The 26,411-nt window shown below is 70.3% G+C and carries 22 protein-coding genes; 11 read left to right on the top strand and 11 right to left on the bottom strand.

The features are described 5' to 3' along the window. Positions 1–15: 15 nt before the first annotated feature. From ACQEU1_RS44560 to ACQEU1_RS44600, 9 genes are all read left to right on the top strand, one after another. Positions 16–1,323: an ABC transporter substrate-binding protein gene (locus ACQEU1_RS44560; protein WP_433216806.1), complete on the top strand. Its 1,308-nt coding sequence runs from the start codon at positions 16–18 to the stop codon at positions 1,321–1,323. Next, complete coding sequence (locus ACQEU1_RS44565; RefSeq protein WP_433216809.1) at positions 1,320–2,396, top strand: Gfo/Idh/MocA family protein; 1,077 nt, start codon at positions 1,320–1,322, stop codon at positions 2,394–2,396. The genes ACQEU1_RS44560 and ACQEU1_RS44565 overlap by 4 nt, the downstream gene beginning before the upstream one ends. Further along, positions 2,384–3,256 carry a PmoA family protein gene (locus ACQEU1_RS44570; RefSeq protein WP_433216812.1) on the top strand — a complete coding sequence of 291 codons (873 nt, stop codon included), beginning with the start codon at positions 2,384–2,386 and terminating at the stop codon, positions 3,254–3,256. Before ACQEU1_RS44565 ends, ACQEU1_RS44570 begins: the two co-directional genes overlap by 13 nt. Further along, positions 3,250–3,918 carry a cupin domain-containing protein gene (locus ACQEU1_RS44575; RefSeq protein ID WP_433216815.1) on the top strand — a complete coding sequence of 223 codons (669 nt, stop codon included), beginning with the start codon at positions 3,250–3,252 and terminating at the stop codon, positions 3,916–3,918. Before ACQEU1_RS44570 ends, ACQEU1_RS44575 begins: the two co-directional genes overlap by 7 nt. 65 nt (positions 3,919–3,983) lie before the next feature. Continuing rightward, on the top strand, positions 3,984–5,762 hold the full coding sequence (locus tag ACQEU1_RS44580) for a rhamnogalacturonan lyase (protein WP_433216818.1): 1,779 nt from the start codon (positions 3,984–3,986) through the stop codon (positions 5,760–5,762). A gap of 42 nt (positions 5,763–5,804) precedes the next feature. Then, positions 5,805–8,024, top strand: a complete 2,220-nt coding sequence (locus tag ACQEU1_RS44585; RefSeq protein WP_433216824.1) for a cellulase family glycosylhydrolase — start codon at positions 5,805–5,807, stop codon at positions 8,022–8,024. A 139-nt stretch (positions 8,025–8,163) separates the two neighbouring features. Further along, a complete protein-coding gene (locus tag ACQEU1_RS44590) occupies positions 8,164–11,253 on the top strand; it encodes a family 78 glycoside hydrolase catalytic domain (RefSeq protein WP_433216827.1) in 3,090 nt (1,029 codons plus the stop codon). 139 nt (positions 11,254–11,392) lie between these two features. Next, complete coding sequence (locus tag ACQEU1_RS44595; RefSeq protein ID WP_433216830.1) at positions 11,393–12,232, top strand: lysostaphin resistance A-like protein; 840 nt, start codon at positions 11,393–11,395, stop codon at positions 12,230–12,232. Between the two features lie 30 nt (positions 12,233–12,262). Continuing rightward, positions 12,263–12,718: a hypothetical protein gene (locus tag ACQEU1_RS44600; RefSeq protein ID WP_433216833.1), complete on the top strand. Its 456-nt coding sequence runs from the start codon at positions 12,263–12,265 to the stop codon at positions 12,716–12,718. A 4-nt stretch (positions 12,719–12,722) separates the two neighbouring features. On the opposite strand, the gene ACQEU1_RS44605 is transcribed toward ACQEU1_RS44600, so the two are convergent. The 9 genes from ACQEU1_RS44605 to ACQEU1_RS44645 are packed head-to-tail and all read right to left on the bottom strand — an operon-like array spanning position 12,723 to position 22,471. Beyond that, the gene (locus ACQEU1_RS44605; protein WP_433216836.1) at positions 12,723–14,021 is read right to left on the bottom strand and encodes a rhamnulokinase; all 1,299 of its coding nucleotides are present in this window, start codon (positions 14,019–14,021) and stop codon (positions 12,723–12,725) included. Next, positions 14,018–16,042 carry a bifunctional aldolase/short-chain dehydrogenase gene (locus ACQEU1_RS44610; protein ID WP_433216839.1) on the bottom strand — a complete coding sequence of 675 codons (2,025 nt, stop codon included), beginning with the start codon at positions 16,040–16,042 and terminating at the stop codon, positions 14,018–14,020. Before ACQEU1_RS44610 ends, ACQEU1_RS44605 begins: the two co-directional genes overlap by 4 nt. Next, positions 16,042–17,196 (bottom strand): L-rhamnose isomerase, encoded by a 1,155-nt coding sequence (gene rhaI, locus ACQEU1_RS44615; RefSeq protein ID WP_433216842.1) that lies wholly within the window; start codon positions 17,194–17,196, stop codon positions 16,042–16,044. Before rhaI ends, ACQEU1_RS44610 begins: the two co-directional genes overlap by 1 nt. A gap of 16 nt (positions 17,197–17,212) precedes the next feature. Then, positions 17,213–17,524, bottom strand: a complete 312-nt coding sequence (locus tag ACQEU1_RS44620; RefSeq protein ID WP_433216845.1) for an L-rhamnose mutarotase — start codon at positions 17,522–17,524, stop codon at positions 17,213–17,215. A 2-nt stretch (positions 17,525–17,526) separates the two neighbouring features. Further along, positions 17,527–18,588 carry a rhamnose ABC transporter substrate-binding protein gene (rhaS, locus tag ACQEU1_RS44625; RefSeq protein ID WP_433216848.1) on the bottom strand — a complete coding sequence of 354 codons (1,062 nt, stop codon included), beginning with the start codon at positions 18,586–18,588 and terminating at the stop codon, positions 17,527–17,529. Next, complete coding sequence (locus ACQEU1_RS44630; RefSeq protein WP_433216851.1) at positions 18,585–19,544, bottom strand: ABC transporter permease; 960 nt, start codon at positions 19,542–19,544, stop codon at positions 18,585–18,587. Before ACQEU1_RS44630 ends, rhaS begins: the two co-directional genes overlap by 4 nt. Further along, on the bottom strand, positions 19,537–20,583 hold the full coding sequence (locus ACQEU1_RS44635) for an ABC transporter permease (protein ID WP_433216854.1): 1,047 nt from the start codon (positions 20,581–20,583) through the stop codon (positions 19,537–19,539). The genes ACQEU1_RS44630 and ACQEU1_RS44635 overlap by 8 nt, the downstream gene beginning before the upstream one ends. Continuing rightward, the gene (locus ACQEU1_RS44640) at positions 20,580–20,972 is read right to left on the bottom strand and encodes a hypothetical protein (protein WP_433216857.1); all 393 of its coding nucleotides are present in this window, start codon (positions 20,970–20,972) and stop codon (positions 20,580–20,582) included. The genes ACQEU1_RS44635 and ACQEU1_RS44640 overlap by 4 nt, the downstream gene beginning before the upstream one ends. Next, positions 20,969–22,471, bottom strand: a complete 1,503-nt coding sequence (locus tag ACQEU1_RS44645; protein WP_433216860.1) for a sugar ABC transporter ATP-binding protein — start codon at positions 22,469–22,471, stop codon at positions 20,969–20,971. The genes ACQEU1_RS44640 and ACQEU1_RS44645 overlap by 4 nt, the downstream gene beginning before the upstream one ends. A gap of 125 nt (positions 22,472–22,596) precedes the next feature. On the opposite strand from ACQEU1_RS44645, the gene ACQEU1_RS44650 reads away from it, so the two are divergent. After that, entirely contained in the window at positions 22,597–23,604 is a 1,008-nt protein-coding gene (locus tag ACQEU1_RS44650) for a LacI family DNA-binding transcriptional regulator (protein ID WP_433216863.1), read from the top strand. On the opposite strand, the gene ACQEU1_RS44655 is transcribed toward ACQEU1_RS44650, so the two are convergent. Then, complete coding sequence (locus tag ACQEU1_RS44655; RefSeq protein WP_433216866.1) at positions 23,601–24,011, bottom strand: hypothetical protein; 411 nt, start codon at positions 24,009–24,011, stop codon at positions 23,601–23,603. The genes ACQEU1_RS44650 and ACQEU1_RS44655 overlap by 4 nt on opposite strands. A gap of 162 nt (positions 24,012–24,173) precedes the next feature. Between ACQEU1_RS44655 and ACQEU1_RS44660 the strand changes: the two genes are divergently transcribed. Then, entirely contained in the window at positions 24,174–25,376 is a 1,203-nt protein-coding gene (locus tag ACQEU1_RS44660; protein ID WP_433216869.1) for a protein kinase domain-containing protein, read from the top strand. 3 nt (positions 25,377–25,379) lie between these two features. On the opposite strand, the gene ACQEU1_RS44665 is transcribed toward ACQEU1_RS44660, so the two are convergent. Continuing rightward, the gene (locus tag ACQEU1_RS44665) at positions 25,380–26,372 is read right to left on the bottom strand and encodes a TerC family protein (RefSeq protein ID WP_433216872.1); all 993 of its coding nucleotides are present in this window, start codon (positions 26,370–26,372) and stop codon (positions 25,380–25,382) included. Positions 26,373–26,411: the final 39 nt, after the last annotated feature.

Here is a 26,411-nt window from a genome sequence, read left to right on the forward strand (position 1 = left end):
CCGAAAGGACAGCTCATGTTCAGAGGTGTTCGCCGCGGTGTCACGTGGGCGGTGCTGCTGTCGCTGACCGCGTCCCTGGCGGCGTGCGGGTCCGGTTCCGGCGCGGGCGGCGACCTGACGACCGAGAAGGTCACGCTGCGCTTCACCTGGTGGGGCGCTGACGACCGGCACAAGCGGACGCAGCAGGTCATCGAGATGTTCCAGCGCAAGCACCCGAACATCACCGTCAAGGGCGAGTTCAAGGAGTGGAACGGCTACTGGGACAGCCTCGCCACCACGATGGCGGCCAACGACGCGCCGGACGTCATGCAGATGGACGAGCTGTACATCGCCTCCTACGCCGAGCGCGGCGCGTTGCTGGACCTGAACGAGGCGCGCAAGCACCTCGACACCGCGAACTTCGACCAGAAGGCCCTGGCGACCGGCGCGATAGCGGGCAAGCAGTACGGGCTGCCGGTCGGGCTCGGCATGTACTCGATCATGGCCAACCTCGACCTGCTGGCGAAGTACCAGATCCCGGTGCCGGACGACACCAAGTGGTCGTGGGACGACCTCGAGCGGATCGGCGACCAGGTGTCCAAAGCGGCCGGCGGGGCGGCGTTCGGCGTGCAGTCGCCGGGCATCAACGACGCGGCCGGGCTGAGCATCCGGGCACGTCAGCAGGGCAAGGCGATCTTCGACGCCGACGCCAAGGTGGTGCTGCCCGAGGAGATCGCGCGCGACTACTGGCAGTACATCCTCGACCTGTCCAAGACCGGTGTCGCGGCGCCGCCGTCGGTGACGATCGAGAAGGCCTCCGCCGGGCTCAACCAGTCCGCCACGGCGACCGGCACCGCCGCGTTCGGCCTGTGGTGGAACACGCAGCTGACCGCGTTGACGGCGGCCAGCGGCGCCAAGCTGAAGCTGATGCGGCTGCCCGGCGAGACACAGGGGACGGCACCCGGCGCCTACTACAAGCCGTCGATGTTCTGGTCGGTGTCGGCACGGTCGGAGCACCCGGCCGAGGCGGCGGCGTTCGTCAGCTTCCTCGCCAACGACGAGGAGGCCGCGAAGGTCCTGCTGACCGAACGCGGCGTGCCCGCCAACCAGAAGATCCGCGAGGCCATCGCCGGGCAGCTCAAGGACACCGACAAGGCGGCCAAGGAGTACCTCGACACCGTGCCGGTGAGCGACCCGCCCAGGATCACGCCGAACGGGGCCAGCACCCTCGACACGATCCTCAAGCGGCACACCGAGGACGTGCTGTTCGGCCGGACCACGCCCGACGCGGCAGCCCGGTCGTTCGTGCGGGAGGTCCAGTCCGAAGTGGACGCGGCGAGGTGAGGCGCGCGGCCGTCGTCGGCACGGGCGGGATCGCGGCGGCGCACGCCGAGGCGTTGCGGGAGATGGGAGACCGGATCGAGCTGGTGGCCGTCGCGGACGTGGACGAGGGCCGGGTCGGGGCGTTCGCGCGGGAGTGGGACGTGCCTCGGACGTATCCGGGGCTCGCGGAGATGCTCGACGCGGAGACCCTGGACCTGGTGCACGTGTGCACGCCACCGCGAGATCACGTACCGCTCGCGCTCGACTGCCTCGCGGCGGACGTGGACGTGCTGGTGGAGAAGCCTCCGGCGATGTCGTTGAGCGAGCTCGACACGTTGATCGCGGCCGAACGCGCGTCGGCGGGGCACGTGGCGACGGTGTTCCAGCACCGCTTCGGCCCGGCCGCGCTGCGGTTGCGGCGGCTGATGGCGGAGGGGGTGTTCGGGCGGTCGCTCGTGGCCCGGTGCGACACGCTCTGGTACCGCGGCGACGCCTACTTCGAGGTGCCGTGGCGCGGGACGTGGGCGAGCGAGGGCGGCGGCCCGACGATGGGGCACGGCATCCACCAGTTCGACCTGCTGCTGTCCGTTCTGGGGCCGTGGCGGGAGATCCGGGCGGTGGCGGCACGGCAGGCCCGTGCCGTGCAGACCGAGGACGTCTCGATGGCGCTGGTGACGTTCGCCGACGGCACCCTGGCGTCGGTGGTGAACTCGCTGCTCTCCCCGCGCGAGACCTCGCAGCTGCGGCTGGACTTCGACCGCGCGACGGTCGAGGTCGAGCACCTGTACGGCTACACCGACGCGCACTGGACGGTCACCCCGGCGCCCGGCCACGAGGACGTCGCGGTGCGGTGGCAGGAGGGGCGATCCGCCGTGGTGAGCGGGCATCGGTGCCAGCTGGAGGCGTTCCTGGACGCCGTGGACCGCGGTGCGCCGCCGCCGGTGACCTTGGCCGATACCCGCCGGACGATGGAGTTCGTGGCCGCGCTGTACGCGTCCGCGTTCACCGGTGAGGTCGTGAAGGCCGGGGAGATCGGCGCGGACAGTCCGTTCTACGCGACGATGGAAGGCAACGGTGCGCCGTGGAGCCGGTGATCGAGTACGACGACGAGGTGCTGACCGCCCGTGCGGGTGGTGTCGAGCTCTTCCGGTACGTCCACCGGCCGTCGACGCCGGCGTTCGAGGGCCCGAAGCCGTACCTGCACCCGGTGCGCACGCTCGCCGGTGACGTCGTGACGGCGTTCCGGCCGCACGATCACCGCTGGCACAAGGGCGTGCAGATGACCGCGACCGACGTGTCGGGCGAGAACTTCTGGGGTGGCGTGACGTACGTGCGCGACCAGGGGTACGTGGCGCTGCCGAACGTCGGGACCATGCGGCACGAGGAGTTCGCGGTCGACGGGGCCAGGGTCGGTGAGGTGCTGTCGTGGTTCACCGAGGCGGGCGAGCACTGGATCACCGAGCGGCGTGCCTTCGCCGTGCGGGACGTCCTCGAGGGATCGTGGACGCTGGAGTTCGCGACCTCGCTGACGAACCTGCGCGCGCAGCCGTTGGTGTTCGGCAGCCCGACGACGAACGGGCGTGAGCTCGCCGGGTACACCGGGTTCTTCTGGCGTGGCCCGCGGTCGTTCACCGGGGGCGAGGTGCTCGCGGCCGGTGGGGGAGCGGGGCAGGAGCTGATGGGCTCGGCCGCGGCCTGGCTCGCGTTCGTCGGTCAGCACGACGAGGTGGACCGCGCGTCGACGTTGGTGTTCATCGACCATCCGGAGAACCCCGGCACGCACTGGTTCGTGCGCAGCACGCCGTTCGCGGCGGTCAACCCCTCGTTCGCGTTCCACGACACGGTGGAGCTGGGGCCGGGGGAGACGATGAACCTGCGCTACCGGCTCGTGGTCGGCGACGGCGCGTGGACCCGGGAGCAGATCGAGTCCTATGTGGAGGAACATCCGTGGTGACGCCGTTCCCCGGCGGGGTCGGGATCTCCGGCCTGCGCGTGTACGACTGGCCCGCGGTGGACGGGGTGTGCGGTGGGTCGCCGCACGTCCACCTCGCCTGCTCGGAGGCCTACTTCGTGATCTCGGGGACCGGCAGCGTCCAGACGCTGACCCGGCGTGCGTTCACCGAGACGCCGTTGAGCGAAGGGGTGGTCGTGTGGTTCACGCCCGGCACGATCCACCGGCTGGTGAACGACGGCGACCTGCGCATCGTCGTGATCATGCAGAACAGCGGCCTGCCGGAGGCGGGTGACGCGGTGTTCACGTTCCCCTCTGATGTGCTGGCTGATTCCGCGCGCTACGCGGAGTGCGCGCGGGCCGATGACGAGGAGTCGGCGCGGCGGCGCCGGGATCTCGCTCTCGAAGGGTTCCTGGAACTGCGGCGGGGGAGGCCCGCGGCGCTGGAGTCGTTCTACGAGGCCGCTGTGCGGATGAAGCAGGACGGCCTGGACGCGTGGGAGGAGCGCTGGCGGGAAGGGGCGCTGGCGTCGGCCGAACGCACCGGGGAGCACCTGGAGCGGTTGCGGGACGGGGACATCGGGCACCTGGTGGAGGCGGACGTCCAGGTGGTGCACGGGAAGGGGCCGAAGTTCGGCATGTGCGGGCGGCTCGACGTTTTCTGATCGAATTCGAGTCGAACTGGGCCGCTGCCGGTGCGTTCGACTCGTTCGACGCTAGCGTCACCGGCATGAAACGTTTCAATTCTCTAGTGCTGGCAACGGTTCTGGCACTGGGTGGCGTGCCGGCGGTGGCGGACGAACCGCCCGAACGCGGGCTCATCAGCATCAGGTCCGTGCACGGCGGCGGGAACTTCGTGTCGTGGCGGCTGCTCGAATCGGACGCGGCCGACGTCGCGTTCCACGTCTACCGCGACGGCGTGCGGGTCAACCGGGCGCCGATCACGACGGCGACGAGCTTCCTCGACGAGGGTGCTCCCGCGACCGCCTCCTACTCGGTGCGCGCGGTGGGCGGAGGCGTGGAACCGGCGGCGGCCACGCGGTCCGTCGGCACGCTCGCGACGAGCAGGGACGTCCCGCTGCAGATCCCGGCCGGCGGGACCACGCCGTCGGGCGAGTCCTACACCTACGTGGCGAACGACGTGTCGGCCGGCGACCTCGACGGTGACGGCGAGCAGGACCTCGTGCTGAAGTGGGATCCCACCAACGCCAAGGACAACTCGCAGTCCGGCTACACCGGCAACGTCTACCTGGACGCGTACCGCCTGAACGGCACCAGGTTGTGGCGGATCGACCTCGGCCGCAACATCCGGGCGGGCGCGCACTACACGCAGTTCCAGGTGTTCGACTACGACGGTGACGGCCGCGCCGAGGTGGTGGTGAAGACCGCGGACGGCACCCGGTCGGGCACCGGTCAGGTGATCGGCAACGCGAGCGCGGACCACCGCAACAGCAGCGGGTACGTGCTGGCAGGGCCCGAGTACCTGTCGGTGTTCCGCGGCACGGACGGCGCGGTGCTCGACACCGAGAACTACGTGCCGCCGCGCGGGACCGTGTCGTCGTGGGGCGACAACTACGGCAACCGGGTCGACCGCTTCCTCGCCGGAACGGCCTATGTGGACGGTTCACGCCCGAGCATCGTGATGGCGCGTGGCTACTACACCCGCAGCGTGATCTCGGCGTGGGACTTCCGCGGCGGCCAGCTGACGCAGCGGTGGACGTTCGACTCCGCCACCCAGTCGAACCGCGCGGCCTGGGAGGGCAAGGGCAACCACCAGCTGTCGGTGGCCGATGTGGACGGTGACGGCCGCGACGAGATCGTCTACGGCTCGATGGCGATCGACGACAACGGCCGCGGCCTCTGGCAGAACGGCACCCGGCACGGCGACGCGTTGCACGTCGGCGACTTCATCCCGTCCCGGCCGGGCCTGGAGGTCTTCAAACCGTCGGAGTCCACCACCGACCTCGCGCACTGGATGGGCGACGCGCGCACCGGTCAGGTCATCTGGAGCGCGCCCTCGTGCGGGTGCGACAACGGCAGGGGAGTGGCGGCCGACATCTGGGCGGGCAATCCCGGTGCCGAGGCGTGGTCGTCCGCGGTCGGCGGGCTGCGCAGCGCCACCACGGGCGCCCAGGTCGCGGCGCGCAAGCCGGGGTCGGCCAACTTCGTGATCTGGTGGGACGGCGACGCCCAGCGCGAGCTGCTGAACGGCACCACGATCGACAAGTACGGCCCCGACGGGGACACGCGCCTGCTCACCGGGTCGGGCGTGGCCTCCAACAACGGCACCAAGTCCACTCCCGCGCTGTCCGCCGACATCCTCGGCGACTGGCGCGAGGAGGTCGTCTGGCGCACTTCGGACAACCGGGCGTTGCGCATCTACTCGACCACCGAGCCGACCTCGATCCGGCGCGTGTCGCTGCTGCAGGACCGGCAGTACCGGGTGGCCGTGGCGTTCCAGAACACCGCCTACAACCAGCCGCCGCACCCGAGCTTCGCCTCGCCCTGATCCCAGGAGGTTGTTGTGCTGTCGAGACTTCTCCGAACATTCGTGGCCTTCCTGGTGCTGGCGGCCTGCGTGGCCGTCACTCCCGCCGCGGCCGCCGCCCCCACCCGGATCATGGCGCTCGGTGACTCGATCACCGGGTCTCCCGGCTGCTGGCGGGCGTTGCTCTGGAAACACCTGCAGGACACCGGGCACACGAACGTCGACTTCGTCGGCTCGGTGCCGGGTGACGGCTGCGGCTTCGCCTACGATGGTGAACACGAGGGCCACGGCGGTTTCCTCGCGACGAACATCGTGCGGGACAACCAGCTCCCCGGCTGGCTCTCGTCCGCCCGGCCGGACGTCGTCCTGATGCACCTCGGCACCAACGACGTGTGGAGCAACATCCCCGCGAGCACGATCCTCGGCGCCTACACGACGATGCTCGGCCAGATGCGGGCGAGCAACCCCGCGATCAAGCTGGTCGTCGCCCAGATCCTGCCGATGACCCCGGCGAACTGCTCGGCGTGCGCGCAGCGGGTGGTCGACCTGAACAGCGCGATCCCGGGCTGGGCGCGGTCGAACAGCACCGCGGCCTCGCCGATCACCGTGGTGGACCAGTGGACCGGGTTCGACACCGCGGTCGACACAGGTGACGGTGTGCACCCGAACAGCACCACGGGCATCCAGAAGATCGAGAGCCGCTGGTACCCGGCCGTGGTGGCGGCGCTCGGATCGTCGGCGGCGGTCGGGCTGCACGTCGAGGGCACACGGGTGGTCGAGGCGAACGGGTCCCCGTTCGTGATGCGCGGGGTCAACCACGCGCACGTCTGGTACCAGAACCAGACCAGGGCGTTCGCGGACATCAAGTCCTTCGGCGCCAACACCGTTCGCGTGGTGCTCGGCAGTGGGCAGCGGTGGGGACCGACGCCGGCCTCCGAGGTGTCGAGCGTCATCTCGCTGTGCAAGCAGTCCCGGCTGATCTGCGTGCTGGAGGTGCACGACACCACCGGGTACGGCGAGCAGAGCGGCGCCGCCTCGCTGGACCAGGCGGCGACCTACTGGATCAGCGTCGCCTCGGCGTTGCAGGGCCAGGAGAACCACGTCGTGATCAACCTCGGCAACGAGCCGTTCGGCAACAACGCGCAGGTCAGCGCCACGTGGGCGAGTGCGACGAGCAGTGCGATCAGCCGGTTGCGCGGCGCCGGGCTGCAGCACCTGCTGATGGCCGACGCGCCGATGTGGGGCCAGGACTGGGGCAACATCATGCGCGACAACGCGGCATCCGTGCTGGCCGCGGACCCGTTGCGCAACACCGTGTTCTCCATCCACATGTACGGCGTCTACAACACGGCGGACAAGGTGAACGCGTACTTCGACGCGTTCCGGACCGCCGGGCTGCCGCTGGTGGTGGGGGAGTTCGGGCACAACCACAGCGACGGCGACCCGGACGAGGACACGATCATGGCCCAGGCGCAGGCGCGCGGCCTGGGGTACCTCGGCTGGTCGTGGAGCGGCAACAGCTCCGACGTCGGCTACCTGGACATGGTCAACTCGTTCAACCCGGCGAGCTTGACCTCGTGGGGTGAGCGGTTGCTGAACGGCGCCAACGGTGTTCGCCAGACCTCGCGGGAGGCGACGATCTACGGCGGGTCGGCCGACACGCAGGCGCCGTCCACTCCGGGCACTCCGGCGGCGTCGGGCGTGACGTCGTCAGGGCTCTCGCTGAGCTGGGCCGCGTCGACCGACAACGTCGGCGTGACCGGGTACGACGTGCTGCGCGCTCTCGGCAGCGGGACGTTCGCGCAGGTCGGCTCGTCGGCGACGGCGTCGTTCACCGACTCCGGCCTGAGCCCGTCGACGACCTACCGCTACCAGGTGCGGGCCCGGGACGCGGCCGGCAACGCCTCCACGGCTTCGGGCATCGTGTCGGCGACCACGAGCGCCGGCGGTGGTGGCGGCGGGTGCAAGGTCGGGTACTCCGCCCAGAACTGGGGCGGTGGCAACGGCTTCACGGCCAGCGTGACGATCACCAACACGGGTGTTAGCGCTATCAACGGCTGGACGCTGACGTTCGGCTACGCCAACGGCCAGAAGGTGACGCTGCCGGGGTGGGGAGCGACGTTCGCCCAGTCCGGTGCGGCGGTGAGCGCGACGAACCTGGCGTGGAACGGCACGCTCGCGCCGAGTGCGTCGACGAACATCGGCTTCAACGGCACCTACAGCGGCTCGAACCCGGCGCCGACGTCGTTCAGCCTCAACGGTTCCGCCTGCACCACCGGTTGACATTTAAACGATACAACCAGCCTGTCCGATTCCGGACAGGCTGGTTCGCCGTTCCTTGACACCGTCGCCGCCTGCCCAACACCCTGGCTGTCGCCTCGGAAATTGAAACGTTTCATCCAGCGACGAAGGTGGAGACGACGTGCGGCGACGGGCGTTCCTGAAGACATCGGCGGCCGGGCTCTCGGTGACCGCGCTCCCACCGGGGGTGGCGGCGGCCGAGCCGGAGGGCAAGGCCGGCGGGGTGAGGGTCGAGCGCACGACCGTCGAGTACGCCGAAACGCTGCTGGGCACCGACGTGGCCAAGCCCAGACTGGCCTGGGTGCTCGCGGCGGAGGGCTCCGGTGCACGCCAGACCGCGTACCAGGTCGAAGTGGGAACGGCCCCCGGCCGGGCGGACGTCTGGCAGTCCGGCCGCGTGACCTCCGACCGCACCACCGGAATCGTGTTCGGCGGCAAGGAGCTGAAGCCGCGCACCCGCTACCACTGGCGCGTGCGGGTGTGGGACGGGGCGGGCAGGCCGTCGCCCTGGAGCACGACCTCCTGGTGGGAGACCGCGCTGCTGGGCACCCCGTGGCAGGCGCGCTGGATCGGTGCGACGGACACCGCGATCGACCTCACCGGCGCCCGCTGGATCTGGTCGGCGACGACACCGGCGGAGAGCAGGTGGTTCCGCGCGTCCCTCGACCTCCCGGCGGACGCGGTGAGCGCACGCCTGGTCGCGACGGCCGACGACGACTTCACGTTGTACGTCAACGGAACCGAGGTCGTGCACGTTCCCCAGCAGGTCGACGTCTGGAAGGTGGGCCAACGCGCCGACGTGACCCGCCTGGCAGGCCGCCGGATCGTGCTGGCCGCACGGGCGACCAACCGCTCGGAGGGCCCGGCCGGTTTGTTGCTGCGACTGGTGGTGGAGCTCGCTGACGGCCGGCGTGAACTGGTCACCGGCCCTGGCTGGAAGGTCTCCGACACCGAGCAGCCGGGCTGGCAGACCTCGGCGTTCGACGACTCGTCCTGGACCCCGGCGACCGTGCTCGACCCGTACGGCCAGGGCCCGTGGGGCGCGAACGTGACGGTCGAGGAACAGCCCGCACCGTTGCTGCGCCGAGAGTTCACGCTGACAAAGCCCGTCACGCGAGCAAGGCTCTACGTCAGCGGCCTCGCCTACCACGAGACCGAGATCAACGGCCGCCGCGTGGGCGACCGCGTCCTGGACCCCGGCTTCACCGACTACGACAACACCGTCCTGTACGCCACGCACGACGTGACGAGCCTGGTCCGGCGCGGCGCCAACGCGATCGGCGTGACGCTCGGCCGCGGCTTCTACGGCATGAAGACGCCGAACGTGTGGAGGTGGGAGCGCCCGCCGTGGCACGACGAGCCGAAACTCCTGGCCCAGCTGGAGATCGACCACCCGGACGGCTCGCGCACCACCGTCGACTCCGACGACCAGTGGCGCCTGACCGACGGCCCCACGGTCTCGAACTCGCTCTACACCGGCGAGACCTACGACGCCCGCCTGGCCCCGCGCGACTGGACCAGGCCGGGCTTCGACGACAGCACGTGGCAGCGGACAACCGTCCGCCCAGCGCCTCGGGGTGTGCTGAAAGCACAGGAGCACGAACCGATTCGCGTGATCGAGTCGGTGACACCCGCGGTGACCCAGCTCAGGCCAGGGGTGTTCGTCGCCGACATGGGCCGCACGATGTCCGGCTGGACACAGCTCACCGTCACCGCCGCGGCCGGCACCGTCGTCCGGCTCAAGCACGGTGAGACCCTGAACTCCGATGGCAGCGTTCACATGGAGAACGGCCACGTCAGCGGCGGCCGCATCCAGCTCGACGAGTACGTGTGCGCGGACGGCACCGGCACCTGGGAGCCGAAGTTCTCGTACAAGGGCTTCCGCTACGTCGAGGTCACCGGCCTGACCACCGCACCCCGCCTGGTGGGCCGCCTCGTGCACTCGGACGTGCCGCGCGCCAGCACGTTCCGCTGCTCCGAACCGCTCTTCGAGCAGTACGACGCCGCCATGCGCCGCACCGTCGCCAACAACCTGCACGGCATCCCGACCGACACCCCGACGTACGAGAAGAACGGCTGGACCGGCGACGCCCAGGTGGGCGCCCCGTCGATGCTGGCCGAGTTCGGCATGGCCCGCTTCTTCACCAAGTGGCTCGGCGACCTCGCCGACAGCCAGGACACCGCGGGCCAGCTGCCGGTGATCGTCCCGTCCGGCGGCTGGGGCTACCGCGAACTGGCGCCCGCGCCCGAGTGGACGACCGTGTACCCGTTCGTGCTGCGCGAGATGTACCGGATCTACGGCGACTCCCGCCTGCCAGAACAGCACTGGCCTGTGCTGACCCGCTATCTCGACTGGGAGATCGCCAGACTGCGCGACGGCCTGGCGATCACCGCCCTGGGCGACTTCCTCCCACCGGGCTCCGGCGGCATCCCGCCGGAGGACACCCGCCTGACCGCCACCGCCTACCTCTACCGAGCCCTGCTGCACACCGCCGAACTCGGTGACGTGATCGGCAAGCCGGTCCCGCACTACCGCACGACGGCCGCTTCTCTGCTGGCAGAGTTCAACAAGACGTTCCTCGACGGCTACTACCGCACCTCCCGCGACCCCGACTACCGCCAGACCTCCAACGCGATCCCGCTGGCGTTCGGCATGGTGCCCGCCGGCTCCGTCCAGACCGTCGCCGACAAACTCGCCACCGAGATCCGCGCCAACGGCAACCACGTCAACGTGGGCTGCCTCGGCGCCAGCGTGCTGCTCCAGGCGTTGAGCGACAACGGACACGCCGACGTCGCCCACGCCATGGCCGTCGAACGCTCGTACCCGAGCTGGGGCCACTGGTTCAGCAACGGCGCCGACACCATGTGGGAGATGTGGGACACCGGCACCCGCTCCCGCAACCACTACTTCAAGGGCACCATCGCCCACTGGCTCTACGAACACGTCGCCGGCCTCCGACCGGGCGACGAGGGCTTCCGGACGTTCGTGGTGCGCCCGACCGCGACCGCGCTGTCGTGGGCACGACTGGAGTTCGACAGCGTGCGCGGCCGGATCGTCGTGGCGTGGACCAAGGTCGACGGCAGGCTGCGCCTGACCGTGGAGGTGCCGGTGGGGTCGACGGCGGAGGTGCACGTGCCCGGCGGAGCGGTGCGAACCGTCCCACATGGACGGTGGGAGTTCTCCGGGCCGGCCGGCCCGCAACCTCGGTGAACACCTCGGCCGACGACTGAGGAGTGGCGCTGTCCCCCGTGAGAGCTACTTCGAGGTGTCCTCTCCGGCGGGATTCCCCGAACCGCCCGGCTTCCTAACGTTGCGGTGTCCCCACAGGCCACCTCAGGAAGTCGGAGTCATGGAGCTCAGTGCCTTTCGGTTGCGCAGGTTCAGGTTCCCGATCCTCTTCGTCGTGCTGTTCGCCGTGATGCTGGCGGTGGTCGGCATCGACACCCTCGTCGCGCCGGTGCCGCTGCTCGCGTTGCCGGTCGGGATCGGGCTCGCCGCGCTCGGGATCCTCTGCTACTGCAGGCTCGCCCGGTTCGTGGAGGGGAGGAGCGAGCTGCCGGAGCTGGCGGGGGACCGGTGGCGCGGGCTCGGCAAGGGCGCGGCGCTCGGGTTCGGGTTGTTCTGCTCGTTGATGGTGTTGATCGCGGTGTTCGGTGGGCTGGACGGCATGACGTGGCACTCGTTCCTGGGGTTCCTCGGGCTCGCCGGGATGATGTTCAGCGTCGCGACCATGGAGGAGTTGCTGTTCCGCGGGGTGTTGTTCCGCATTCTGGAGGAACGCGCCGGGACGGTGGTGTCGTTGGTCGTGTCGTCGTTGCTGTTCGGGATGACGCACCTGGTCAACGTCAACGCCACGTTCTGGGGTGCGCTGTCGATCGGGCTCACCGGTGGGGCGATGCTGGCTGCCGCCTACGTGGTGACGCGGTCGCTGTGGTTTCCGATCGGGCTGCACTTCGCCTGGAACTTCACCCACGCCGGGGTGTTCGGCATCGCGGTGTCCGGGTCTGACGACGTGCCGGACGGGTTGCTGCGCACGACGCTCGACGGGCCGACGGTGCTGACCGGTGGTTCGTTCGGGCCGGAGGCGAGCCTGTTCGCGTTGCTCGTGTGTTCGGTGGCCACGGTGGTGATGGTGCGCCGGGCGGTGCGGAGCGGGCAGGTATTGCGCCGAGGTGCAAAGGCTCGTTAGCGGGCGGGTTCGCGTTGTTAACTGCCGCCCATGGGTTCGAGACGCTTCAGCAAGCTGGTCAGCCGGGTCGCGGTCGCCGCGGTGGCCGCGCTCTCGGTTGTCACCGTGAACACGCCGTCCGCGGGGGCCGCGGCGCAGGAGTTCATCTACTCCGGGCAGGACTACGGGTACGCCGGGGCGACGTTCGACTGGACCGGGCGCAGCTCGGTCGGCAACATCGACCTGATCGTGTCCGACTGGGGTTGTGACGCCAAGCCGGTGTACGCGTACTTCCTGTTCTACAACGGGTCGTTGACGCCGGACTCGACGCCGACCCGCCGTTACGACCACTCCGGTTGTGACAAAGAGGACTACTCGACGTACAACAACCTCACGTGGTCGATCAGCGGCGACTCGATCACGTACATGGGTGTCGTCGTGTGCCGTGACGCGTTCAACGGGCCGTGCAAGGTCGGCGGGCTCTCGGGGCGCAACCCGTACGCGTGAGCGTTCACCTCGGGAGGTAGCGGCGCAGCGGCTGCGACTTCCTGACCATGGTCCTGAGGTCGGTCAGCGTGCCGTGCGCTCCCCCCACGGCACGTGCTTGCACCAGGACGTTGCCCAGCGCGGTGGCCTCCGCCGGTCCCGCGACCACGGGCAGGCCGCACGCGTCGGCGGTGAGCTGGCACAGCAGTTCGTTGTGCGAGCCGCCGCCGACGACGTGCACCACCTCGACCTCCTTGCCGGACAGGCTTTGCGCGTCGGCGATCGCGTCGCGGTGGGCCAGCGCCAGACTGTCCAGGATGGACCGGACGAGCTCCGGGCGGGTCAACGACCTTCCGCACGCGCGTTCGATGCGAGCCGGCATGTCACCGGGTGGGAGGAACGCCGGGTCGTTGGCGTCGAACACCACCCCTTCCGCCGTGGCGGCTTCGCGGAGCAGCGGGCTCAGGTCGGCGTTCCAGGTGCGCAGGCACTCCTGCAGCAGCCAGAGGCCCATCACGTTGCGGAGGTAGCGGATGGTGCCGTCCACACCGCCCTCGTTGGTGAAGTTCGCGGCTCTGCTCGCCTCGGTGAGCACGGGGGCGTCGAGCTCCACGCCCACCAGGGACCAGGTGCCGCACGAGATGTAGGCGAAACGGTCGTGCGCGGCGGGCACGGCGACGACAGCGGACGCGGTGTCGTGCGACCCCACCGCCGTCACCGGGATGCCCTTGAAGGTGCCGGCCGGGTCGCCGGGGCGGCGCAGGTCCGGGAGCAGACCGGGCGGGAGGTCGCTGGTCAGCTCTGGTGACCACTGTCCTGTTCGGACGTCGATCAGGCCCGTCGTGGTCGCGTTGGTGTACTCGGTGCCGCACTGGCCGGTCAGCCAGTAGGAGAGCAGGTCGGGGACCAGCAGGAGCCGGGACGCCTGGGGGAGCAGGGGTTCGGCCATCAGCTGGAACATCGTGTTGAACGGCTGGTGCTGCAGGCCGTTGACCTCGTACAGGCCGTCGGGCGGGGTGATGCCGTCGGTGCGGGGGTCGCGGTAGGCCACGGGGTTGGCCAGGAGCTCACCGGAGGCGTCCAGCAGGCCGTAGTCGACCGCCCAGCTGTCGAGGCCGATGCTCGACACGGTGCCCGCGCGTCTCAGCCCGGTCAGGACCTCGTGGTAGAGCGCGGGCAGGTCCCAGCGCAGGTGGCCGTCGCGGTGCACCGGGCCGTTGGGGAACCGGTGCACCTCCTCGATGTGAACGTTGCCATCGGCGACGGTCCCGCGCACCACCCGGCCGCTGGACGCGCCCAGGTCGACGGCTGCCACGGTTCTCATCGCAGGAACGCCGCTGCCACGCCGGCGTCGACCGGCACGTGCAGACCGGTCGTCAACGACAGTTCCCCTGCTGTTAGCGCGAACACCGCCGCCGCGACGTGGGACGGGAGCACCTCGCGCTTGAGCAGGGTGCGCTGGGCGTAGAACTCGCCGAGCTTCTCCTCGGGCACGCCGTAGACGGCGGCGCGCTGGGCGCCCCAGCCTCCCGCGAAGATGCCGGAGCCGCGCACGACGCCGTCGGGGTTGATGCCGTTGACGCGGATGCCGTCCCCGCCCAGTTCGGCCGCGAGCAACCGCACCTGGTGGGCCTGATCGGCCTTGGCCGCGCCGTACGCGACGTTGTTCGGGCCGGCGAAGACCGCGTTCTTGCTGGAGATGTAGACGATGTCGCCGCCCATGCCCTGGTCGCGCATGACCTTGGCGGCCCGTTGCGAGACCAGGAACGACCCCTTCGCCATCACGTCGTGCTGGAGGTCCCAGTCGGCCTCCGTGGTCTCCGCCAGCGGCTTGGAGATGGACAGACCGGCGTTGTTGACGACCAGGTCCACGCCGCCGAACGCCAGCACAGCCGCTTGGAACGCCTCCAAGATACCGTCGGCAGAGGTGACGTCCACCGTCACCGGGACCGCGACGTCCGAGGAACCGATGCCCTCGGCGACCTCGCGTGCGCTGTCGGCGTTGCGGTCGGCCACGACGACGCACGCGCCCTCGGCCGCGAGGCGCTCGGCCACGGCCCGGCCGATGCCCGATCCGCCGCCGGTCACGAGCGCGACGCGGGTGGCCAGCGGCTTCGGCTTCGGCATGCGCCGGAGCTTGGCCTCTTCGAGGGACCAGTACTCGATGCGGAACTTCTCGCGCTCGTCGATCGGCGCGTAGCGGGAGACCGATTCGGCGCCTCGCATGACGTTGATGGCGTTCACGTAGAACTCGCCGGCCACGCGCGCGGTCTGCTTGTCGCGGCCGAAGCTGAACATGCCGACGCCCGGGACCAGCACGATCGCCGGGTCCGCGCCGCGCATCGGCGGGCTGTCGGGCGAGGCGTTCCGGTCGTAGTAGGAGCGGTAGTCCTCGCGGTACGCGTCGTGGAGCTGCTCCAAGCGCGTGACCACGTCCGCCAGGGGAGCGGTCGGGGGCAGGTCGAGGACGAGCGGCCGGACCTTGGTGCGCAGGAAGTGGTCGGGGCAGGAGGTGCCGAGCGCGGCCAGCTCCGGATGCCGTTCGCGGGCCAGGAAGTCCAGCACCACGCCGGAGTCGGTGAAGTGACCGACCTGCGGGCTGTCGGTGGAGGCGAGGCCGCGGATCACCGGCGCCAGGTCGGCGGCCCGCACCCGCCGTTCACTCGCGGGCAGCGGCTCGTGCACCACCGGCCCGAACGGCTCCGCGCGGCCCTGCTCGTCCAGATACCGTTGCGCGGCTTGGATGATCTCCAACGAGTGCGCCTCGCACTCCTCGCTCGACGCGCCCCACGCCGTGATGCCGTGCCCGCCGAGGATCACGCCGATCGCCTGCGGGTGATCACGCCTGATCGCCGCGATGTCCAGCCCCAGCTGGAAACCGGGCCGCCGCCACGGCACCCACGCCACGCGGTCGCCGAAGCACGCCTTGGTCAGCGCCTCGCCGTCCGTCGCCGTCGCGAACGCGATGCCCGCGTCCGGGTGCAGGTGGTCGACGTGCGGGGCGTCGACCAGCCCGTGCATGGCCGTGTCGATCGACGGCGCCGCTCCTCCCCTGCCGTGCAGGCAGAAGTCGAACGCGGCGACCATCTCGTCCTCGCGCTCGACCCCCGGATACACGTCCACCAGCGCGTGGAGGCGGTCCAATCGCAGCACCGCGAGTCCCGACTCCTTCAGCGTGCCCAGGTCGCCGCCGGACCCCTTGACCCACATCAGGTCCACCGGCTGCCCGGTCACCGGGTCGACGGCGGACCCCTTGGCCGAGGTGTTGCCGCCCGCGTAGTTCGTGTTGCGCGGATCGGCGCCGAGCCGGTTGCTCCGTCCCAGCAACTCTTGGACCTGCTCCATCACGCACCCCACCCGGCGGCCTCGCCGCCGACTCGTTCCGCGACGATCCGCTCCGCGTACCCGGACCGCCGGTACGCGGCCGTCGGGTCGGGATCGAGGCCCATGTCCTCCCGCAGCTCGCGCAGGAGCGGCCGCACATCGGTGTTGTAGGCGTCCATCAGCACGGCGTTGGACTCCAGCACGTCACCGGCCCGTTGAGCGGCGTCCAAGGCGCTGTGGTCGACCAGGAGCGCCTTCGCGGTGGCCTCCTGGACGTTGAGCACCGACCGGATGATCGCCGGGATCTTGGGCTCCAGGTTGTGGCACTGGTCGAGCATGAACGCGATCCCGGCGGCCGGCCTCAGCGCGTCCGCCAGCACGATCTCGTGCATGATCCGGAACAGCTGGAACGGGTCGGCCGCGCCCACCATCAGGTCGTCGTCGGCGTAGAAGCGCGAGTTGAAGTCGAACGCGCCGAGCTTCCCCGCCCGCAGCAGGAACGACACGATGAACTCGATGTTCGTGCCGGGCGCGTGGTGCCCGGTGTCGATCACGACCTGCGCCCGTTCGCCCAGCTGCTGGCAGTGCGCGAACGCGGTGCCCCAGTCCGGCACGTCGGTCACGTAGAACGCGGGCTCGAAGAGCTTGTACTCCACCAACATCCGCTGGTCCGGCCCGAGCCGGTCGTACGTCTCGCGCAACGCCTCGGCGAGCCTGTCCTGCCGGGCGCGGATGTTGTCCTGGCCGGGGTAGTTGAGGCCGTCCGCGAACCACAGCTTGAGGTCGCGCGAGCCTGTCTGGTCCATGATGTGAACGCACTCGAGCAGGTGCCCGATCGCCTTGCGCCGCACCGCCGCGTCCGGGTGGCAGACGCTGCCGAGCTTGTAGTCGTCGTCCTGGAACACGTTGGAGTTGATGGCACCCAGCGCGACACCGCGGTCCCGCGCGTACTCCGCGAGCTTGCCGTAGTCGTCGACCCGGTCCCACGGGATGTGCAACGCGACCGTCGGCGCGACACCGGTGAGCCGGTGCACCACCGCCGCGTCGTCGATCTTCTCGTACGGCGTGCGCGGAACTCCCTGCTGCGCGAACACCTTGAAGCGGGTGCCCGAGTTGCCGTACGCCCACGACGGCGTCTCGATCCGCTGCTCGCGCAGCGCGTCCTTCACGCTCATGTCGTTCTCCCTGAACTCAATCGAGGTGGAAGACCTCGTCGAGGGGCCGCATCCGTTCGTCGGCGTTGCCGTCACCGACGAAGAACTCCGCCATCTCGTGCTGCCAGCGCGCGTTCACCTCGGTGCGGGCCATCTCCGCGAGCGCCGCGTCGAAGTCGTCGCACTCCAGGTAGCCGACGAGCAGGCCGTCCCCGGCGAGGAAGAGTGAGTAGTTCCGCCAACCCGCCTCGCTGAGGGCAGCCCGCATCTCCGGCCACACCTCGCGGTGCCGCGCCCGGTACTCGTCCAGACGATCGGCGCGGACCCGCAAGGTGAAGCAGACGCGCATGATCAGAAGTCGAACTGGTCGATGTTGTCCTTCGTGAACACCGTCGGCGGGCCGAGCACGACCTCGCCCTTGGCGCCGATCGTGTAGTCACCGAGGTCGCCCGCCTTGTACTTCTCGCCCTCGGCGCCGGTGATCTGCCCGGACGCGAGCGCCGCGGCGGTGTAGGTGGCGAGGTAGCCGAGCTTGCTCGGGTCCCACAGCGCGAACGACTTCACCGTGCCGTCCTGCACGAACTTGCGCATCTGGTTCGGCGTGCCCAGGCCCGTGAGCTGGACCTTGCCCTTGTACTCGCTGGAGCTCAGGTACCGGGCGGCGGCCGCGACGCCCACGGTGGTCGGCGAGATGATGCCCTTGAGGTTCGGGTGCGCCTGCAGCAGACCCTGCGTCTTCTGGAACGACGTCTGGTCGTCGTCGTTGCCGTACGCGGTCTCCACGAGCTTCAGCCCCGCGTACTCGGGCTTCGCGAGCTCGGTCTTCATGACCTCGATCCACGCGTTCTGGTTGGTGGCGTTGGGGGTCGCGGACAGGATCGCGATCTCCCCGCTGCCGCCGACCGCCTCGGAGATCAGCTTCACCTGCCCGGCCGCGATCTCGTTCGACGTCGCCTGGTTGATGAACACGTCCCTGGCGTCCGGCGCCGCGTCCGAGTCGAACGTGACGACCTTGAGGCCTTGTGAACGCGCACTCTTCAGCGCGGGCGCCACGGCGTTGGCGTCGTTGGCGGAGATCACCAGCGCGTCCTGCTTCTGCTGCGCGGCCGTGTTGATGTAGGTGACCTGGCTGCTCGCGGCCGCGTCGGACGGTCCGGTGGGCTTGACCTCGGCCTTGATCGCCGTGCCCGCCTGCTCCGCGCCCTTCTGCGCCACGGTGAAGTACGGGTTGTTGACCTGCTTGGGCAGGAACGTGATCTTCAGGCCTTCCTTGAGGGGCGCGTTGGGATCGCCCTTCGCGGCGTTGGTGGCGCCACCGGTGTCGTTGTTAGCGCTCTCCTTCGTGGTGCCACCGCAGGCGGTGAGCGCGACGGCCCCGGACATCACCAGGGCGAGCACTAGGCGTGTTTTCATGGCGAGGCCTTTCGCAGAGTTCCAACGCGACGGGTGATGGAAGGGGCGAGAACGCTCACGAGGAGCAGCAGTCCGGTGACGATCGTGAGGACCTCGGTCGAGGTGTCCCGGAGGATCAGGAGGTTGCGCAGGCCGCCCAGCAGCAGCACGCCCGCGAGCACGCCGAAGAGCGTTCCCCTGCCGCCGAAGATGGACACCCCGCCGAGCAGCACGGCGGCGACGACGGCCAGTTCGAGCCCGAGGCCGTTGTCCGCGCGGGCACTCGAGAAGCGGAACGTGTAGACGATGCCGGCGATCGCGGCCACCGCCCCGGCGAGCACGAACAGCGTCAGCTTCACCCGCTTGACCCGGATGCCCGAGAAGCGCGCACCCTCCTCGTTCGCGCCGATCGCGTAGACGGACCGGCCGAACGAGCTGGCGTGCAGCGCGACGCCGAACAGGATCGCGAGGACCGCGGCCAGCACGATCGGGTACGGGATGTCGGTGCCCGGCACCGGCGTCGTGCCGAACGACGTGTAGCTCGCCGGGAAGTCGGCGACGGCGGTGTCGCCCAGGACCACCAGCGCGAGGCCGCGGTAGAGGGCGAGCGTGCCGATCGTGACCGCGAGGCTCGGCAGGCCGAGCCGGGTGACCAGCAGGCCGTTGAACGCTCCGGCCAGCGCGCCCACGACGACCACGGTCGGCAGGATGGTCTCGAGCGGCCAGCCCGCGTTCCACAGCCAGCCGATCAACGCGCTGGACAGGCCCAGCACCGACGCGACGGACAGGTCGATCTCGCCAGCGACGATCACCAGGGTGAGCGGCAGGGCGATCAGCGCGATCTCGCCGATGTCGAGGCCGAGGTAGAAGAGGTTGCCGCCGGACAGGAACGACCCGTCGGTGCTGATCTGGCCTGTTAGCGCTACCACGATCAGCAGGAACACCAGTGCGGTCTCCCACCGCAGGAGGTTACGCATGGCTGGTCCCTTCCGTGCGGCGCAGGGCTTTCGCCAGCCGCAGCGCGAGGAGCCGGTCGACGGTGATAGCGCTCAACAACAGCGCGCCCGCGATGGCCTGCTGCCAGAACGCGGGGATCTGCAGCACCACCAGACAGCTGGTGATCGTGCCTAGCAGCAGCGCGCCGAGCGCGGCACCGGTGACCGTGCCCGAGCCACCGAAGATCGCGACACCGCCGACCACGACGGCGGCGACCACCTGGAGTTCCAGCCCGGTGCCCGCGGCCGCGTCGACCGTGCCGTAGCGGGCGACCCAGAGCGCGCCGGCCAGGCCCGCGATCAGTCCGGACAGGACGAACGTGGTGAGCGTTCGCTTCGCCACCGGGATGCCGGCGAGGGTGGCGGCCTCCGGGTTCGAGCCGATGGCGTAGAGCTCGCGGCCGGAACGGTAGGAGCGCAGGTAGACGGCGGCGACCGCGATGACCACGAGGGTGATCAGCACCAGGATCGGGACGCCGAGGATCCGGGCGCTGCCGAGGTTCAGCAGGGCGTCGGGGAGGTTGGAGGCGTTGACCTGCTCGCCTTGGGCCAGCGCGAAGTCGACGCCCCGGAACACGTAGAGCGTGCCGAGCGTGACCACGAGGCTGGGCACGTTGCCGAGAGCCACCAGCAGACCGTTGAGCAGACCGCACGCCGCGCCGATCGCGATACCCAGGCCGATGCCCAGCAGGAGCGGGGTGCCGGGGTGGTCGGCGAAGTGCTGGGCGGTGAGGAACGCGGACAGCCCGAGGACCGAGCCGACGGACAGGTCGACGTTGCGGGTGACGACCACGAGGGTCTGGCCGACCGCGAGGAGCGCGACGATCGAGGCGTTGAGGAGGAGGTCGCGCAGGCTCTGGGGCTGGACGAACCTCGGGTTCACGACCGCCGTGGGGATGACGACCAGGGCGAGGGCGACGACGATGCCGAGCTCGCGGACGCGCCCGACCCTGGTGGAGAGGCGGCGGGCGGCGGTGCGGCGCGAGGTGGGCGGGGTGGTGGGAGCGAGTTGAGTGGTCACCGGCGCACCTCCGCCCGGCCGAGGAGGGCGCGGCGTGCGGTGGCCGGGACGTCGCCGGTCCGGCTGAGGAAGGGGTGGCGTGTCGTCGGGCCACTGCCGGTCTGGCTGAGGACGGTGGGGCGGGCCTTCGGGCCGCCGGTCTGACCGGGGAAGGCTGGGCGTGCCGTCTGGTCGCCGCCGGCCTCGCTGAGGAAGGCGCGGCATGCCGTTGGGCCGCCGCCGGTTTGGCCGGGGAGGGTGAGGCGTGCGGTTGTCGTGGCACCGCCGGTTTGGCTGAGGAACGTGGGGCGTGCCGTGGTCCGGTCGCCGCCGGTCTGGCTGGGGAGGGCCGGGCGTGCCGTGGCCGGGACATCGCTGGTTTGGCCGGAGAACGCGTGGTGTGCCGTCATCGGGACACCGCCTGTCCAGCCGCCGCCAGCGCCACCCGTTCTTCCGTCGCCTCCGCGCGGTCGAGCTCCTCCACCAGCCGCCCCTCGTGCATCACCAGCACGCGGTCCGCCATGCCGAGCACCTCCGGCAGCTCCGACGAGATCATCAGCACCGCCACGCCCTGTCCGGCGAGGTCCGACAGCAGGCGGTGGACCTCGGCCTTGGTGCCGACGTCGATGCCGCGCGTCGGTTCGTCGACGATGAGCACGGAAGGGTTGCGCGCCAGCCACTTCGCCAGCACGACCTTCTGCTGGTTGCCGCCGGACAGGACGGCCACCGGGTCGCTCAGGCGCGCGAACTTCAGCCGCAGCTTCACCGCCCAGTCCTGGGCCAGGGCGCTTTCCGAGCGGCGGCGGAGCAGGCCGAACGTCGACAGGCGGCCCAGGGAGGCGAGGGCGGTGTTGCGTTCGATGGACGCGTCCATGACCAGGCCCTGCTGGCGGCGGTCCTCGGGCACGAAGCCGATGCCCGCGGCCATCGCGGCGGTGGGGGAGCCCGGCTTCAGGCGGCGGTTGTGAACGTGCACAGTGCCCGCGTCGGGGCGGTCGATGCCGAAGATCGCGCGTGCCACCTCGCTGCGGCCCGCGCCGACCAGGCCGGAGAGTGCGACGATCTCGCCCGCGCGGACGTCGAACGACACGTCGGTGAAGACGCCCTCGCGGGTCAGCCGAGCCACCGACAGCGCGACCTCACCCGCGGTGGTGGGTTCCTTGGGGTAGAGCTGGGAGAGTTCGCGGCCGACCATGCGGCGAACCAGGGAGTCCGGGGTCTCGTCGTCCAGGGTGCCGGACCACACGAACTCGCCGTCGCGCAGGACGGTGGCGCGCTGGCAGAGCTCGAAGACCTCGTTCAGGCGGTGCGAGACGAAGAGGACGGCGGCGTCCTGCGCGCGAAGTGCCTGGACGACGCCGAAAAGCCGGTCGACCTCGTGGGCGGAGAGGGCGGCGGTGGGCTCGTCCATGACGATCACGCGGGCGTCGAACGAGAGGGCCTTGGCGATCTCGACGAGCTGCTGGTCCGCAATGGACAGTCCGCGGGCCGGGCGGGCCGGGTCGAGGCGGACTCCCAGGCGGGAGAACAGGTCCGAGGTGCGGGTGTGCATCTCGGCGACGTCGATGCGGTGGCCGAAGCCGAGGGGCTGGCGGCCCATGAAGACGTTCTCCGCCACCGACAGGTCGCCGAACAGGGTCGGTTCCTGGTAGATGATCGCGATGCCCGCGGCCAGGGCGTCGGCGGGGCCGGAGAAGCGGTGCGGCTCGTCGTCGACGAGCACCTGGCCCGCGTCCGGGCGGTGGACTCCGGCCAAGGTCTTGATCAGGGTCGACTTGCCGGCGCCGTTCTCCCCGAGCAACGCGTGGGCCTCGCCGGGCAGCAGTCTCAGCGACACCCCGGACAGCGCGCGGACGGCGCCGAAGGACTTGCTCACCTCGTCCAGTGCCACCACGGGAGGTCGGTCCACGTCCGTGTCTCCTCGATGTTGAAACGTTTTAACGCCTGAGTTACGTGCACTCTGGGTGCGGCGGCGCGGCATGTCAAGATGCGAGAGGTACGATTCGTTGTCACGTTTCAACAAAGGAGCCGCCCGTGAAGCCGTCAGTGGGCATCCGCGAGGTCGCGCAGCACGCCGGGGTCTCCAACGCGACCGTGTCGAACGTGCTCAACCGGCCCGACGTCGTCGCTCCCGCCACGCGGCAACGGGTGCTGGCGGCGATCGAGGAACTCGGGTTCGTGCGCAACGAGTCGGCACGCCAGCTCCGCGCCGGCCGCAGCCGGGTGCTCGCCTACGTCGTGCTCGACGCGGCGAACCCGTTCTTCACGGACGTGGCGCGCGGGGTCGAGGACGCGGCGCGCGAGGCCGGCTTCGCGTTGTTCCTGTGCAACAGCGCCTCGGACGGGGGACGCGAACGTGAGTACTTGGAGCTGCTCCAAGAACAACGCGTCGAGGGCATCCTGATCACGCCCGTCGACGCCGAGAATGCCCAGGTCGCCGAACGCGGCACGCCCGTCGTGCTGGTCGACCGCGAGGCGACGGACGGCAGCAGGTGCTCGGTCGCCGTGGACGACGTGCTCGGCGGCGAGCTCGCGGTGACCCACCTGATCGAGAACGGCCACACCCGCATCGCGATGGTCGGCGGCCCGCTGTCTATCCAGCAGGTGCGCGACCGGCGCGAAGGCGCGATGCGAGCGCTCACCAACGCCGGCCTGCCCACGGACGCGCTGACGTTCCTCGAAACTCGCGGTCTGCGGGTCGCCGAGGGCCGGGGCGCGGGGGAGCGGCTCGTCGGACTGCCGGCGTCACGGCGGCCCACGGCGGCGTTCTGCGCGAACGACCTGCTCGCCCTCGGCCTGCTGCAGTCGATGACCCAGCAGGGCCTGCGCGTGCCGGACGACCTGGCCGTCGTGGGCTACGACGACATCGAGTTCGCCGCGGCCGCCGCCGTGCCGCTCACGTCCGTGCGCCAGCCACGCGACCAGCTCGGTCGCACGGCCGCGCAACTGCTGCTCGCCGAGAACGAGCCGGACCACGAGCACCGGCACGTGAAGTTCCAGCCGGAGCTCGTGGTCCGCGCGTCGACCGCGATCAGACGTTAACGGACGAGCATCATTTCGCGGTCTTCCTCGACCGCATTCGAACTGTCCGGCGCGAGGAACACGTTCAGCGCCGCGGAAGTGAACGCGACGCCCGGCCGAAATGCTTTCGTGCGCGACACCACGGTCACGTCGACCTTGTGGTAGTCGCCGGTGCACGGAACGCTCGGCGTGTACTTGTCACCGACCGCCAGCTCACCGCGCACGTTCTGCGTGACCTGCACCCACAACGACGCGGTGGCGCCGTTCGCGCACATCACACGGGTCGGCACGACGACGGCGACCCCGCGCGCCTCCAGCCTCGCCTGCGGCTGCAACGCCACCGCGGCCTCGACCTGCGCGGCCGACGCCGGCAATGCGGTGGCCAATGTCGCGGTCGCGGCCAGGACGATCGCGAAAATTGCACGCACGATTCTTCACCTCGTTCTCGTGGAAGGGCGGATGCGGCCGCGAACCGACATTAACGAGAACGACCGAAACGTAGCGAGGGGCCATTGGGTCCGTGTGGGTGATTGGAACGCCGACCGGGTGGGCACCCCTGGGCGGTCCTGCCCGCGCCGAAAGGTCCAGCCATGCCGACGGACAGTGTTCTGCTCGCCGACCGGTACCGGCTGGGCGAAGTGCTCGGCACGGGCGGCATGGCCGTGGTGCGCCGCGCCACCGACACCCTCCTCGCGCGCGATGTCGCCATCAAGCTCTTCAGCCACCCCGCGGACGCCCGCCGCTTCGACAGCGAGATCCGCACGCTGGCCGGCCTCTCCCATCCCGGCCTGATCGCGATCTACGACGCGGACCTGGAAGCCGAGACGCCGTTCGTCGTCCTGCAACTCGTCGAGGGCCGCACCGTGCGCGATCACATCGCCAAGGGCCCGGTGCCCGTGGACGAGGCACGCCACCTCGGCGCGGCGCTGGCCGACGCGCTTGCGCACGTTCACAACCGAGGGTTCATCCACCGCGACATCAAGCCCTCCAACATCCTGCTGGACGACGAGGACCTCCCGCGGCTGGCCGACTTCGGCCTGGCCAGGGTCGCCGGCGACGCTCACATCACCCTCACCGGCCAGGTCGTGGGCACCGCCGCCTACCTGGCACCGGAGCAGGTGCGCGGCGCGGAGGTCACCGCCGCGGCCGACGTCTACGCGCTGGGCCTGGTGCTGCTGGAATGCCTCACCGGCCGCCGCGAGTACGAGGGCGCGGAGATCGAGGCGGCCGTCGCCCGCCTGCACCGCCCACCCGTGATCCCGGACGACCTGCCGTTCGGCCTGGTGCGGCTGCTGTCGCTGATGACCTCGCTGTCCCCGGCCCGCCGCCCGACCGCCCAAGAGTGCGCGGAAGCCCTGCGCGCCGCGGAAGAACCGCCGACCGTCGTGACCGAACCGGCGACCGTGATCACCGAGCCGCCGACGCTGGTCACGGAACCGGTGTCCCGGCGCCCCCGAGGCATGACCGCGCTGGCCGTGAGCGCCGTCCTCCTCGCCGCGGTCAGCACGGGACTCCTCGCGACGGACCGGTCCTCACCGGCGACCTCTGAGGCACCCGCCCAGGCACCGGTCACGTCCGAGGCGAACAAGACCGAGCAGGCCGTCGTCCCGGTGGCCGACCAGTCGACCGTCGCACCCGCCGCGTCACCCGAGCAGGCCGCGCCTCCCGCCCACGCCGAGCCACCCGCGAAGGTCGCGCCACCCGCGAAGGCGGGGAGCAAGGGCGACAGCGACAAAGGCAAGCCCGACAAGGACAAGCCCGGCGAGGAGCACGGCGGCAAGGGCAAGGGCTGAGGGCTACTCCTTCTCCTCGCGGTGGCCGCGCAACGAGCCGGGGTGCGCCTTGGCCGACGGGTCGTTGCGGGTCTTGACGAGGCTGGCGACCGTCACCACGACCAGGATGCCGATGATCACGCCCAGGCTCAGCGGCGTCGGGACCTCCGGTACCGACGCCGAGATGTCCACGTGCGCCCAGTGCAGGATCAGCTTCACGCCGATGAACGCGAGGATCACCGCGAGGCCGGCAGACAGGTAGACGAGCCGGTCCAGCAGGCCCTTGACCAGGAAGAACAGCGCGCGCAACCCCAGCAGGGCGAACGCGTTGGCGGTGAAGACGATGTAGGGCTCCTCGGTCACGCCGAACACCGCGGGGATCGAGTCGAGGGCGAAGAGCAGGTCCACCCCGCCGATCGCGACCAGCACGACGAACAACGGCGTGGCGAGCCGGCGGCCGTCGACGCGGGTGAAGATCTTGCCGCCCACGTAGTCGTCGGTGACGGGCAGGAGCCTGCGGGCGGTCTTCACGACGACGTTGTTCTCGACGTCGGGGTCCTCGTCGCGGTGCCGGAACAGCTGCACGGCCGTGAAGATCAGCAGCAGGCCGAACAGCAGGAACATGAACGAGAACAAGGACAGCAGCGTCGCGCCCACCGCGATGAAGATGCCGCGCATGATCAGCGCGAGCACGATGCCGAACGTCAGCACCTTGTGCTGGTGCTCCTCCGGCACGAGGAACGTCGTCATGATGATCACGAAGACGAACAGGTTGTCGACCGAGAGGCTCTTCTCGACGATGTACCCGGCGAAGTACTCCGCGCCGAACGTTCCACCGTGGACACTCGCGAACCACACGCCGAAGCCGATCGCGACGGCGATGTAGAACACCGACCACAGCGTCGCCTCGCGGAACCCGATCCGGTGCGGCCGCCACGCCGCCAGCACCAGGTCCACCGCCAGCAGCGCGACGATCACACCGATCGTCAACGCCCACGTCACTCCGCTGATCTCCACGACACCCCTCCGGCGGCCCGGTCAGTCCGCAGTGGACGT

It is taken from the genome of Lentzea sp. CA-135723 (assembly GCF_050936595.1).
Taxonomy (GTDB): Bacteria; Actinomycetota; Actinomycetes; order Mycobacteriales; family Pseudonocardiaceae; genus Lentzea.